The sequence below is a fragment of the Deefgea sp. CFH1-16 genome (assembly GCF_016881365.1).
GTDB lineage: Bacteria > Pseudomonadota > Gammaproteobacteria > Burkholderiales > Chitinibacteraceae > Deefgea.
Map to the genome: position 1 here is coordinate 2,471,884 of NZ_WLYT01000001.1, position 13,244 is coordinate 2,485,127.

The 13,244-nt window shown below is 48.9% G+C and carries 13 protein-coding genes and 2 pseudogenes; all 15 read left to right on the forward strand.

The window, feature by feature from the left end:
• The first annotated feature begins 40 nt into the window (after positions 1-40).
• The 15 genes and pseudogenes from GKO28_RS13470 to flgK all read left to right on the forward strand — a co-directional run bounded on the left by GKO28_RS13470 (position 41) and on the right by flgK (position 13,236).
• A pseudogene (locus tag GKO28_RS13470) lies at positions 41-912 on the forward strand (CoA-binding protein).
• The gene (locus GKO28_RS13480) at positions 891-2,729 is read left to right on the forward strand and encodes a GNAT family N-acetyltransferase (protein WP_203564163.1); all 1,839 of its coding nucleotides are present in this window, start codon (positions 891-893) and stop codon (positions 2,727-2,729) included. Before GKO28_RS13470 ends, GKO28_RS13480 begins: the two are co-directional and overlap by 22 nt.
• Positions 2,730-3,077: 348 nt before the next feature.
• On the forward strand, positions 3,078-3,296 hold the full coding sequence (locus tag GKO28_RS13485; RefSeq protein ID WP_182076605.1) for a hypothetical protein: 219 nt from the start codon (positions 3,078-3,080) through the stop codon (positions 3,294-3,296).
• A gap of 216 nt (positions 3,297-3,512) precedes the next feature.
• Positions 3,513-3,923, forward strand: coding sequence for a flagellar basal body rod protein FlgB (gene flgB / locus GKO28_RS13490; RefSeq protein ID WP_182076606.1), 411 nt, complete (start codon positions 3,513-3,515; stop codon positions 3,921-3,923).
• 11 nt (positions 3,924-3,934) lie between these two features.
• Entirely contained in the window at positions 3,935-4,348 is a 414-nt protein-coding gene (gene flgC / locus GKO28_RS13495; RefSeq protein ID WP_182076607.1) for a flagellar basal body rod protein FlgC, read from the forward strand.
• Positions 4,349-4,356: 8 nt separating this feature from the next.
• Positions 4,357-5,052: a flagellar hook assembly protein FlgD gene (locus GKO28_RS13500; protein ID WP_203564164.1), complete on the forward strand. Its 696-nt coding sequence runs from the start codon at positions 4,357-4,359 to the stop codon at positions 5,050-5,052.
• A gap of 15 nt (positions 5,053-5,067) precedes the next feature.
• The gene (locus GKO28_RS13505) at positions 5,068-5,859 is read left to right on the forward strand and encodes a flagellar hook-basal body complex protein (protein WP_182076609.1); all 792 of its coding nucleotides are present in this window, start codon (positions 5,068-5,070) and stop codon (positions 5,857-5,859) included.
• Positions 5,856-6,584, forward strand: coding sequence for a flagellar hook-basal body complex protein (locus GKO28_RS13510; RefSeq protein WP_182076610.1), 729 nt, complete (start codon positions 5,856-5,858; stop codon positions 6,582-6,584). Before GKO28_RS13505 ends, GKO28_RS13510 begins: the two co-directional genes overlap by 4 nt.
• Positions 6,585-6,593: 9 nt before the next feature.
• The gene (gene flgF / locus GKO28_RS13515; RefSeq protein ID WP_182076611.1) at positions 6,594-7,334 is read left to right on the forward strand and encodes a flagellar basal-body rod protein FlgF; all 741 of its coding nucleotides are present in this window, start codon (positions 6,594-6,596) and stop codon (positions 7,332-7,334) included.
• Positions 7,335-7,358: 24 nt separating this feature from the next.
• Positions 7,359-8,144 (forward strand): flagellar basal-body rod protein FlgG, encoded by a 786-nt coding sequence (gene flgG / locus GKO28_RS13520; RefSeq protein ID WP_182076612.1) that lies wholly within the window; start codon positions 7,359-7,361, stop codon positions 8,142-8,144.
• A 10-nt stretch (positions 8,145-8,154) separates the two neighbouring features.
• Entirely contained in the window at positions 8,155-8,838 is a 684-nt protein-coding gene (locus GKO28_RS13525) for a flagellar basal body L-ring protein FlgH (RefSeq protein ID WP_247646545.1), read from the forward strand.
• 67 nt (positions 8,839-8,905) lie between these two features.
• A pseudogene (locus GKO28_RS13530) lies at positions 8,906-9,802 on the forward strand (flagellar basal body P-ring protein FlgI); the annotation flags it as partial.
• Between the two features lie 91 nt (positions 9,803-9,893).
• On the forward strand, positions 9,894-9,947 hold the full coding sequence (locus tag GKO28_RS21630) for a hypothetical protein (protein ID WP_282099428.1): 54 nt from the start codon (positions 9,894-9,896) through the stop codon (positions 9,945-9,947).
• 295 nt (positions 9,948-10,242) lie between these two features.
• Positions 10,243-11,187 carry a flagellar assembly peptidoglycan hydrolase FlgJ gene (flgJ, locus tag GKO28_RS13535; protein ID WP_182076613.1) on the forward strand — a complete coding sequence of 315 codons (945 nt, stop codon included), beginning with the start codon at positions 10,243-10,245 and terminating at the stop codon, positions 11,185-11,187.
• A 30-nt stretch (positions 11,188-11,217) separates the two neighbouring features.
• On the forward strand, positions 11,218-13,236 hold the full coding sequence (gene flgK, locus GKO28_RS13540) for a flagellar hook-associated protein FlgK (protein ID WP_182076614.1): 2,019 nt from the start codon (positions 11,218-11,220) through the stop codon (positions 13,234-13,236).
• Positions 13,237-13,244: the final 8 nt, after the last annotated feature.

A 13,244-nucleotide genomic window follows, 5' to 3' on the forward strand; every position in this document is an offset into this window, starting at 1 on the left:
ACAGTATACAATTAATCATTACTCTTTGAGGTTGCTCGCGATGAAACCCCACTATCTTGCCCCATTGTTTGATCCCAGCTCAATTGCGGTGGTGGGCGCATCGGATACGGTTGGCTCAGTTGGGTATTCGGTGACGAAAAACATTCTGGATGGTGGTTATGCGGGTGCGCTGTATGCGGTGAATCTAAAGCATAAAACGGTGCAGGGTTTACCAGCGGTGAAGACGCTCAGTAAGATCAGTAATCCGGTCGATTTAGCGATTCTGACGACGCCCAGTCGTACGCTACTGAAGTTAATCGAAGCCTGTGCTCAGCAAAACATTCGTCATGTCATGATTATGTCGTGCGATTTTGTTGGCCAAGACAAAGCCAGCCAAAAACTGCTGAATAAAATTTTACAGCTGGCCAAATCGCTCAATATTCGTATTTTAGGGCCTTCGGTATTTGGCTATTGCCGCGTCTCGAGTAAATTATTGGCGGCCAATTTTAGCGGCAAAATTAAAAGTGGCAGCTTGGCGGTGGTCTCGCAATCGTCTTCAGTCACTACGGCGATTTTAGACTGGGCAGAGTTACACGACGTTGGCTTTTCCTCGGTGGTTTCTTTAGGTACCGCATCTGATATCGACGTGGGTGATGTGCTCGACTATTTGGTCGCTGACCCAAAACCAAATCCATTTTGCTGTATATCGAAGAATTAAAAGACGCACGCTTATTTATGTCGGCGCTACGCGCCGCGTCAAGATCAAAAGCGGTTTTGGCGTTAAAAGTCGGGCGTTATGAGCAAGAAATTAAAGTCGGACGCACGCATTCCGAACGCTTAATTAATCACAATGATGTGTTTGATGTGGCGCTGAAACGAGCTGGGTACTGCGTTTACGCTCGATCAATCAATTGTTCACCGCGATTCGAGTGATGGACGGCTCTTACCGTACCAAAGGTCGCCGTCTGGCGATTATTACCAACGGTATTGGTGCTGGGTTGATGGCGGTCGATCGCGCCAACGATTTACATATTGAATTGCCACAATTGGCCGACGCCACCATTGCCCAGTTGCGTGGGCTATTGCCGCTGCAAAGCAGCGTTCACAATCCGGTGGATGTGTTGGGTGACGCCAATGCCGAACGCTTTAAACTTGCTACTGAGTTGGTGATTAAAGATCCAAATATCGATGGCGTGTTGGTGGTGTTTACCCCGCAAGTTGGCACTGACGATATGGCGACGGCCGAGGCGATGATTGCGCTGAAAAAGACCACCGATAAGCCTTTGCTATTGGCGTGGGTGGGCGGCAAGAAAATCGATGCCAGCCGAAAATTACTCGGCAAATCGCAAATGGCGTTTTTTAATGCGCCAGAAAGCGCGGTTGAAGTGTTTTATTCGCTAGCTGCATGGCAATACAATCAGCAATTGTTGCTACAAACGCCAAGTCCTTTGGGCGAAATGGAGGCGCCAGATCTAGAAACTGCGCAAATGATTATTAGCACGGTATTGGCCAGTGGCCGGGAAGTGCTCGATGAAGTGGAATCAAAAGCGATTTTACGCGCATTTCACATCCCCGTTACGCTGACCATTCGGGCGCAATCGGTTGACGAAGCCGTCTCGGCGGCAATGGGCTTGGGTTTGCCCGTGGCGATGAAAATCGACGCCAAAGGCATATTGCATAAAACCGATATTGATGGCGTTGTGCTTAACCTCAATAGCTTGGTGCAGGTGGCTACTGAGGCCAGTAAAATGCTGTCGCGCGCGCAGGAACGACTCGGTGCCGAGAATGTGCGTGGCTTGGTGATTCAACCGATGCATGGCAAAAAATCCGGCCGCGAGTTAATGGTTGGCGTTGGACGTGATCGTGCGTTTGGCCCGGTGATTACCTTTGGTTATGGTGGGGTTACTGTTGAGGTATTTAATGACATCGCAGTGTCTTTGCCGCCGCTCAATGAATACCTCGCTGAAAATCTAATTAGTCGCACGCGAGTCAAAAAAATGCTCGCGCCATTTCGCAATTTACCCGGCGTGGATATGGCGGCGGTTAAGGCGGTTTTGCTGCGGGTTTCTGAGATGGTCTGCGAATTTCCACAAATTCAGCAGCTCGATATTAATCCGTTGATTGCCGACGAAAATGGCGTTATTGCCGTGGATGCGCGGATTGTTTTGGCGCCATTGGCCGAGCATGCGCGTCGCTATAGCCATATGGCGATTCACCCTTATCCGGCGCATTTGGCGCAGATTACGCAATTAAAAAATGGCTTACCGCTGGTATTGCGCCCGATTCGTCCCGAAGATGCCGATTTGATTGCGTTGTTTGTGAGTAAGTTGTCCGATGAAAGTCGCTACAACCGCTTTATGAGCACTTTAAAATCATTACCTCAGGCGATGCTAGCGCGTTTCACCCAGCTCGATTACACCCGAGAAATGGCGATTGTGGCGACGGTTGAAACCGTGATCGGCACTGAGATCATTGGCGTCGCTCGTTTTAATGCCAATCCGGATCGAGATAGTTGCGAGTTTGCGGTGGTGATTAGTGATCAGTGGCAAGGGATGGGCTTGGGTGGGCGTTTGATGAATGCCTTGTTTATCGCCGCCCGAGACATGGGCTTGTCGGTGGTTGAGGGCGAGGTGCTAAGTAGCAATAAAACGATGCTCACCTTTATGAAACACATGGGCTTTAGTATTACCCGGCATGCTGAGGACAATAGCTTGAAGTGGGTGGTGAAGCGTTTGCAGGACCCGATTTAAGTGCCATTGGGCGGGATTTTTGGCTGAAAAAACTTGCAAATTCAAAAGCTTGTTGCTTTTTTTAGTCATTTTCTTGACATTTTCTTGACATTTTCTTTGACTTTTGATTTTAGGTGCCGTATATTTGCGGCACTAATTTGATTGAGCACATTGAATGCGACTTCACCTCGACGTGATGATCGCCAAGTGTTTAGTAGTTCCTCCCCAGCAAGCCTCCTCAGCTTATCTGCAAAGTTTCCTCGAAACGTGGTGCTCTTCTATTGGTGCTTTACCGTCCGGCTTTTGGGCGGAAATTGGCTTAGCAACCGTCAACAAGGTTAGCCGAGCCCCATAGTTTGGATTCCATAAATGACTAATCGTATGTTTGATTTTGATGTAGAAGCTCGTCCGTCCACTCGTTCTGCCGAGATGGAAGGTTGGTTTCAAATTGTAATTTGCCATGGCAATGCGCGTAAACCCGTTACCGATTGGCAGCCTGCGCCGATAGCACAACGTGCCACCGTGCATTCTGTTTTACAAGGTGCCGCAGCGGTTGCACGTCAGCAAATTCAATCTCAGTTTCATTAATTTGCCTTCGGCAACACTTGCCGATGCCGCTTACATTTTTTGCCGTGCCCATTGATACATTGCCTATGTTTGGGTGTTCGGCGAGCATTATCGCGGATGAGGGTGATTTTTAATTCAATCCGCAACCTCTATTTTCAATTAAGCCAAGCTTTTGCTTGGCTTTTTTTATTGGCACGCTTCCTGCTTATGTTTATTCCATCTTCATGGAGTTTGTATATGTTAGGCCGTCTCGACGATTATTTTCGCAGTCAAGAAACCGCATTGAAATTGCGCAGTTACCGCCAAGAAATTTTGGGCTCCAATATCGCTAATGCCGATACCCCCAATTACAAAGCGCGGGACATTAACTTTAAAGCGGCTTTTGAGGCGGCTCGGACCTCGTCAAATACGAATACTGCACCCTTGAAAACCAGCGATAGTCGTCATTTGCAACCGAGCAAAACAGTCGATTTATTTGCCCCGGAGCGGCTGTATCGCAATGAGCAGCAACCATCGATTGATGGCAATACCGTTGATATGAATACCGAAATGAAAGAATTTACCGATAACGCGATTCGCTATCAGGCTGCGGTGACGTTTCTGACGCGCCGAATCGAGTCGATGAAAACTGCGTTAACTGGCCAATAAGGAAAGCATTCATGTCTCTGTTTCGTGTTTTTGATGTTGCATCATCGGCAATGAATGCGCAGTCGGCGCGCTTGAATGTGGTGGCGAGTAATTTAGCCAACGCCAATTCAGTCACCAGCTCTGATGGGCAACCGTATCGGGCTAAACAGGTTGTATTTCAAGCTACGCAGAGTAATACCCAGAATGCGGCATCCGTTGGCGTAAAAGTTGCTGGGGTGATCGAAGATCAATCACCACCGCGTTTGGTTTACGATCCAAAGAGTCCGTTTGCCGATGCCAATGGCTATATCGCGATGCCTAATGTCAGTGTGATCGAAGAAATGACCAATATGATTTCAGCGTCACGTTCGTATCAAACCAATGTCGATGTGATGAATACGGCAAAAACCTTGCTGATGCGCACCTTGTCGATCGGTCAAGCTTAAGGAGAATCATGATGGCAACGGCACCCGTTAATAATAATTTTGATTACACCTCTTTAAATACCAAAAACAATAAAGTCAAAACCGCGGCCGAAGAACAGCAAGATAGCTTTATGAAGTTGCTGGTGAAGCAATTGCAAACGCAAGACCCGATGAATCCAATGGATAACGCGCAAACCACCAGTCAAATGGCGCAGATTAATACGGTGACGGGGATTGGCAAACTCAATGAAACCATGATGCAAATGCAATCACTGTATGCCGGAACGCAAGTGATGCAAGCGGCAAATTTGATCGGCAAAGAAGTCCTTAGCCCCGGCAAAGGTTTCCATTTTGACGGTACAAACAAGGCTGACTTGCGGATGAATATCCCAGAAGGCACCACGGGCGCGGTGCTCAGTGTGTTTAATAAAGACGGGGTTGAAGTGGCCAAAATCCCTTCCAGCAGCAGCACGCCAGGCCTAGCTCCGGTGGAATGGGATGGCAAGAAAGCCGATGGCACGCTATTGCCCGCCGGTGAATACACCGTCGCCGCCAAAGGGCAAAAAGATGGCAAGGAAATTGCTTTAGACACGGTAACTTGGCAAGTCGCTAAATCAGTTGAATTCGGGAGTGCTGGCGTTGGGGTGTATTTGGCCAACGGCAATAAAACGGGTTTTGGTGATGTGATTCAAATTCGCGCCGCTGGCAGCAGCACTAACGCATAAAAGTAGGGGAATATCATGGGTTTTCAACAAGGTTTAAGTGGTTTGGGCGCATCGGCAAAAAGCTTGGATGTGATCGGCAATAACGTGGCCAATGCCAATACCGTTGGTTTTAAGGGCGCACGTGCTGAATTTGCAGACATCTATGCCAGCACTTTTGGCTCTTCGTCCAATATTGCCGGTATCGGCGCGAAGAACCAAACGATTGCACAGCAATTTGGCCAAGGTAATACCACGTCGACCAATAACCCCCTAGATATTGCCATTACTGGCAATGGTTTTTTCCGGATGCAAGACCCCAGCGGCACGGTTAGTTACTCGCGCAATGGTCAGTTTCAATTAGATAAAAATGGTTTTATCGTTAATAACGCGCAGTTATTAACCGGTTGGCCAGTTGATACGGCTTCTGGTCAGGTATTGGCAGGCTCCACGGCTCAGCCGATTCAATTGCAATTTGCAAATATTGGTGCACGGGCAACGGGGGGCTCTGGCATTGTAGGCACGGGCTTGAATCTAGGGCTTAATTTGAATGCTAACGATAAAGTAAAGCCAGCTTCTACGCCGTTTTCCTCGACAGATCCAACAACTTATCATTACTCAACATCAGCCACCGTGTTTGATTCTTTGGGGGCGGCACATATACAAACTTTTTATTTCCGTAAGGATGTACCACCAGCCACCCCGACTGTGCCACCAACGAGTACATGGACAGTGCATTACGCCCTAGATGGAAAAGATGTAACTGCTGATGGTCAGTTAGGCGCACAAGCGGCAGCAACCATCTCTGCGGCCACTACGGCTGCTGCGTGACCGTTCCTCCAGCAACGGCAGCATCGGTGGATGCTGCAATTCAGGCGGCCGCACTGGCAGAAGGGACTACAGGGGCAACGGCTGTGGCGACAGCCGCCGCAACGGCAGCTGCTGCGGCAGGTGCAACGCCAGCCTCGGTATTGGCAGCGGCGCAAACCGCGAATGCTGCGCTCTATTCATCCAGTACCATTACATTTGATGCCAATGGCCGTCCTGTTGGTTTGCTTGCCGGCGGGACTACTTTTAATGTGTCACCGGCTGCGCTCAATAACGGCTCTAACGGTTTAAATTTTCAGATGTATTTTGATAAATCAACACAGTTTGGTAGTCCTTATTCAGTCAGTACGCTGATGCAAGACGGTTATACCGACGGGATTTTGACTGGGATTTCGGTCAATAAAGATGGGATGGTGCAAGGCCGTTACTCCAATGGTCAAACGCGTAATGTGGCGCAAGTTGTGTTGTCTTCGTTTACTAATGTGCAGGGCTTGCAGCCTTTGGGTGATAACCGCTGGGCGGAGTCTTTTGCTTCAGGACAGCCGCTTTCTAATGCCCCTGGTTCAGGTAGTACTGGCTTATTGCAGGCGGCATCCGTTGAAGATTCGAATGTGGATTTAACCAGTGAGTTAGTCAATTTAATTACTGCGCAGCGCAATTATCAAGCCAATTCACAAACGATTAAAGCGCAAGATACCATTTTGCAAACCATCGTTAACTTGCGTTAATAGAGAGATATGGATCGTTTAATTTACGTCGCAATGACGGGGGCCAAGCAGACTGAATATCGGCAATCGACCGTGGCGAATAATTTGGCCAATGCCAACACCACCGGTTTTCGTGCTGATTTAGCGGCGTTTCGTGCGGTTCCGGTGCTTGGCGGCCCCGGTTTGGCCACGCGTGCTTTTGCTGTGGAGCAAGGCGCAGGCTCTGATTTAAGCCAAGGATCGTTTCAGCAAACCGGCCGTGAGTTGGATGCTGCCATCACTGGGGACGGCTGGTTTGCAGTACAAAGTGCCTCTGGTGAAGCGTATACCCGCAATGGCAATTTTGTGGTTGATGCCAGCGGGATGCTCAAAACCTTTACCGGTTTGATCATCGAAGGTGAGAGTGGCCCACTGACCATTCCAGAAAACTCGCAAGCATCGATTGCGCCAGATGGGACCGTGTCGGCCATTGACTTGGCCAATCCCGCACAGGCAGTGGAAGTTGGGCGTTTGAAGTTGGTCAATCCCGCTGCGGCAGAAATGGAAAAAGGCCTGGATGGTTTATTTCGCCGCCGTAATGGTGAAGCCGGGCAGCCCGATCCAAATGTGCGCTTGTCCGTGGGAGGGATCGAGGGGAGTAATGTGAATGCGGTCGATCAGTTGGTCACCATGATTGCCACGCAGCGCCATTACGATATGCAAATTAAATTATTACAAACCGCCGAGCAGAACTCACGTTCTGCCGCTTCGATTTTATCGTTGAACGGTTAAGTATTCGATAAGGAATAAAGCCTGATGTTTCGCTCATTATTGACCGCAAAAACCGGCATGGACGCCATGCAGTTTAATGTGGATGTGATCTCGAATAACTTAGCCAATGTGAGTACCACGGGCTTTAAGCGAGAGCGTCCGGTTTTTCAAGATTTGCTGTATCAAAACTTGCGTCAACCCGGCTCGGCCACCAGCCAATCAACCCAATTGCCAACGGGTTTAGATGTCGGGACGGGGGTGAGCCCAGTCGCGACTGCGCGTATTTTTATGCAAGGGAATATGCAGCTGACGGATGGTCCGTTGGATATGGCAATTAATGGCGCCGGTTTTTTTCAAATTGCAATGCCGGATGGAAAAACGGCGTATACCCGAGATGGTAGCTTTCAGGTCGATAGTCAAGGTACGGTGGTGACTTCGAATGGTTATCCTTTAGAGCCCGCGCTGCAAGTTCCGTTAGGGACGACTAAGGTGACGATTGCCAAAGATGGCACAGTGACTGCTATTTTAAATAATGATGCCGCCGCGCCGACCCAATTGGGCAATATTCAGTTGGCGACTTTTATAAATCCACCGGGTTTGCAGGCGGTTGGCGGTAATTTATATCTAGAAACGGCGGCCAGCGGAGCGCCAACAGTGGGTACGCCCGGTACCAATAGTCTTGGTGCCTTGAATCAAGGTTATGTTGAAGCGTCGAATGTGAATGTCACCGAAGAATTAATTAATATGATTCAAGCGCAGCGGGCGTATGAAATGAATTCTCGTTCTGTGCGAACGTCGGACGAAATGCTGCAAAAATTAGGTACTTTATAACGTGGCAACATTGTTTAAATTGACTCAGCTGCGCAGCTTACTGGCTGGATTGTTGTTATTGAATTTAGCCGCGTGTGTGGCGCCGCAGTCGATTGTGACGCAGCCTGTCAGTGCTCGCCCGCAGCAAAATGTACTCACACAAAGCAATAATGGCGCAATTTTTCAAGTGGGAACGGCTAAATTGCTGTTTGAAGAGCCGGTGGCGCGCCGCATTGGCGATATTTTGATTATTGCCATCGAAGAAAATTTATCTGCAGTGAACTCCGCCAATAGTGGCGCGAATCGTAGCGGTACATTGTCATTAGGTGGCACGACGAGCCTGCCCTATATGCCGGGGGCGATTGAAAAATTACTGTCTGGTACTGCTGATGTGACGTCTGCCAATACGTTTGCTGGTAAGGGGCAAACCAATAGCAGCAATACTTTTAAAGGTACAATCGCAGTCACCGTGGTTGATGTATTGGCCAATGGTAATTTAGTCTTAGGCGGTGAAAAGCAGATTGCCGTGAATGGCCAAACCAGCTTGATTCGTTTTTCGGGTATCGTTAATCCAAACGATATCCGGGCAGGCAATACGATTTCATCGACTCGGGTCGCTGATGCGCGCATTGAACAAGTTGGGCAGGGCGCGATTGCTGACGCTAACACCATGGGTTGGATGCAGCGTGCTTTTATGTCGATTTGGCCATTCTAAGCGGGTTTAAAGGAAAATAATGCGCCATTTATTGCTGGTTTTGCTGTGCTGTACGTCGATGTTGAGTATGGCTGAGCCGTTAAAACAGCTCGCTAGCTTTGCCGGCGTACGAAACAATCAATTGGTGGGGTATGGATTGGTGGTTGGCTTGGACGGTACCGGGGATCAAACCACCCAAACGCCGTTTACAGTGCAATCGATCTTAAACATGCTGACCAATCTTGGCGTGCAAGTGCCTACGGGGGGTAATTTACAGCTTAAAAACGTGGCTACGGTGATGGTTACGGCGACATTGCCACCCTTTGCGCGCCCGGGCCAGCCTTTGGATGTGGTGGTTTCTTCGATTGGTAATGCTAAAAGTTTGCGAGGTGGTACTTTATTAATGGCGCCGCTGAAAGGTGCTGACGGGCAAATTTATGCCATGGCACAAGGCAATTTGATTGTCGCAGGCGCTGGTGCAGCAGCAGCTGGGACCAGCGTGCAAGTGAATCAACTGGCAACTGGTTTGGTACCTGCCGGCGCGACGGTTGAGCGAGCGGTTCCAACGACTTTAGGTAATGGTGAATTTGTTCAATTAGAGTTATTACAAACGGACTTTTCAACGGCAAGCCGAGTAGTGAATGCCATTAATGGCCAAATTGGCGCGGTGGCCACTGCGCTCGATGGGCGAGTGATTCAGGTGCGCGCACCGCAAGATCCAAATCAGCGCGTGGCTTTTTTGGCGAGGCTAGAAACGCTCGATGTCACGCCAGCGCCAAGCAATCCCAAAGTGATTATTAATGCTCGAACCGGCTCGATTGTGATGAATCAAGCGGTTACCGTGGATGCCTGTGCCATTGCGCATGGCAATTTAACGGTGACGATTTTGGCAGAAAATGCCGTGGCGCAGCCCAATGCACTGGCCGGTGGTGCGACCAAGCGGATAGAAAACGCCGAAATTCAAATTGAAACCGGTAAGGGGCCCATCGTGCGTGTACCGAAGGCCACTTCGCTGAATCAAGTGGTTCGGGCGCTGAAACGCCGTCGGCGCAACGCCGCAAGATTTATTGGCTATTTTGCAAGCAATGAAAGCGGCGGGTGCACTAAAAGCAGTCATTGAAGTGATTTAGTCTATCGCGGTATGAGTCTGTGATTTATATCTGGGTATATCTGGGTATATGTGTATTGGCATTTATATGTAATGCTTGCGCACATATACCCAATTTTATTTTAAGCGTTGCTATTAAAATCTCCTCCCCAGTGATAAAAGTCTAATTCTGAAAAGCACGAAAAATGAAGGCAACGTGATCTCGTCGTTCTTGATGCTTTATTTCTTTTTCCCTATAAAATCAGTCTTCAATACAACTCGGCATACTCTTTGCTTATAGCTTAACAACTCAGCTATTGATGTGTTCGGAGCCGACTGTGAATTCAGCCAGTAATGCCATTCAAAACACCCTCGCCATTGATCCTAAAGCCATGAATCAATTGCGGGTGACTAATCGCGCCGACACCGCCGCAGGGGCAAAAGCGATCGCCCAGCAATTTGAGGCGCTCTTGATGCAGCAAATGCTGTCATCAATGCGAACAGCCGCACCGACCGATAGCATGAATGACAGTAGCAGCGTTGAGATGTTTCGCGGTATGCACGATCAGCAACTCACGCAAATGTGGGCCAATCAAGGTGGGGTGGGTTTGGCCGATGTGATTATGCGTCAGATTCAAGTGCAGCAAAATCCAGCTTTATTACAACAACCCTTGCGCCATGGCGTCAATCCATTGATTGATCAGGGCTTGGATTATCGTAATGTGAAAACGGTTCCGAATGCAGCGGTCGCGGCAAAAACTGCCGCTATACCGACTGATCTTGCCGATGGCGCAAGGCCTAGTGCTGCTGACTTTATCCATAAAATCAGCGCAGCGGCGCAAAGTACTGCCAGTGCCTTAGGCGTGGCGCCACATTTATTGCTAGCGCATGCCGCGCTAGAAACGGGTTGGGGTAAAAAAACGCTGAACGACGCTGCCGGCAATGATTCATTTAATTTATTTGGCATTAAGGCGGGAAGTAGCTGGAAAGGAAAAACGGTTGATGTATTGACGACTGAGTTTGTCGATGGCGCAGCACAAAAACGGGTGGAAAAGTTTCGGGCTTACGATTCATATCAAGACGCATTTGCTGACTATGCCAGTGTAATGAAGCGGCGCTTTGGCGATGCTTTAGAACAAGGCAGCGATGCGCTGGGTTTTGGCAAAGCATTGGCCAAAGAGGGCTATGCTACTGATCCGCAATATGCACAAAAATTCGCACGCGTTGCCGACAGCGTGGTGGTGGCGCGCTTAGGTGCTCAAAATTCAAGATTGGGCGCTTAACGCCGATAGCATCAGTATAGGAGTTTCATCATGGCCTCATCGGTATTTGGTATTGGCGTCTCGGGCTTAAATGCCGCTAATTTAGGGTTAACCACCACTGGGCATAATATTGCCAACGTCAACACCGATGGCTATTCTCGGCAAACGATTAAGCAAAGCGCGCCTTATCCTTTGCTGTCAGGCAGTGGTTTTAATGGTTTGGGCGTGCAGGTTGATTCCATTAAGCGTGTGTATGATCAGTTTTTGACGCGTGCGGTCGATATTGCGCAAACCCAATCGAGCTATCAGCAAACCCGCTTAGCGCATTTGGCTGAAATTAATAATATTGTGGCCGATCCAACTGCGGGGGTATCTCCGGCATTACAAGATTTTTTTGCTTCGGTACAAAATGTGGCGACCAATCCAAGCAATCCGCCATCGCGCCAAGCGATGTTGTCAAGCGCACAAACTTTACTGAATCGCTTTCAGGTTTTTTCTCAGCGTTTAAATGAGCAGCGTGCTTCGCTCAATGGCGAAATATCTAATACGGTTGGAACGATTAATGCTTATGCGGCGCAAGTTGCTGATTTGAATGGAAAAATTGTCGTCGCGCAAAGTAGTGGCCAGCCGCCCAATGATTTACTCGATCAGCGTGATTTGTTGGTGAAAGATTTAAATACCATGATTAAAACCACCTCGTTGCCGTTAAGCGATGGGTCGATTAATTTGTTTGTGGGTAATGGCCAAGGTTTGGTGGTGGGCTCGCAAACCTATACTTTAGGTGCGGTACCCAGTCCTGCTAATCCAGAGAGTCTTTCGATTAGCTATGAACAAAATGGCAATTCAATTTTATTGCCAGATAACTTAGTGACCGGTGGGCAGTTGGGCGCTTTATTGGATTACCGCAATCAATCGCTGGATTTGGCACAAAATAGTCTAGAGCGCACCGCATTGGGTTTGTTAAGTACGTTTAATCAGCAGCATCAGGCTGGGCAAGATTTAAATGGCAATATGGGCAAAGCATTTTGGTCTTTTCCGACGGTTACATTGCCATCTGGTATTGATGTGCCGGGGTTGGGCTCGATTCGAGCTAACACCAATAACAGCGTGCCTGCGACTGCGGTATTGTCTGGGTATATTCAAGATATCTCGAAGGTCACGACCAGCAATTATGAGCTCAGTTTTGACGGCACGAATTACGCTTTGGGTAATTTAAGTGATGGTACTAAATACACTTTAAATGCCATAGAGGCTGCCGCTTTAACCACGCCAGCGGGATTTACCAGCTCCAGCGGTTTGTCTTTGTCGCTGACTGCCACGCCAGCAGCAGGGGATCGCTTTACCATCATGCCTTTGAAAGGCTTTATTGACCAAATGAAGGTCAATGTGAGCGATCCGCGAGAAATTGCCGCCGCTGGGCCGGTGGCGGCTGTTGAGCCCAAAGCGCCTGCAGTAGTGAATACCGGAACTTTAAAGGTGTATCAGCCTGACGTGAAGCCACAGACTGCGGTCACGACCGATGCCTCGATAGATGCTAATTTATTTACTCCTGTGACCTTGACGTTTGTACCCGATGCGACGTTCCCTTCGGGGATGGCTTATACCGTGACTGGGGCGGTGCCAGTAGTGGTCGGCAATCAGGAGTACAAAGCTGGGAACGAGGTGAGTTACAACGGTTGGACGATGAAACTCGATGGCAAACCCGCGAGTGGTGATAGTGTTACGGTGCAAAAAAATGCGGTGACTGCCAGTTCAGATAACCGCAATGCTTTGGCTTTGGGCAAATTGCAAACGACGCGTGTGTTGGATGGCAGTACCGCGACGTACCAAGAGTCTTATGGCCGTATGGTGGCCACGGTGGGGACGCAAACCAGTGAGGCCACCATTATGGGTAAAGCACAAAGTAAGTTATTGATTAGCGCTGAAAATAATCGCAATTCAGTTTCTGCGGTGAATTTGGACGAAGAGGCGGCTAATTTATTACGCTATCAGCAGGCTTATCAGGCCTCAAGTAAGGTCATTCAAATCGCTCAAAAAGCCTTTGATGAAATTGTTAATTTAGGCCGATAAGATCGCTT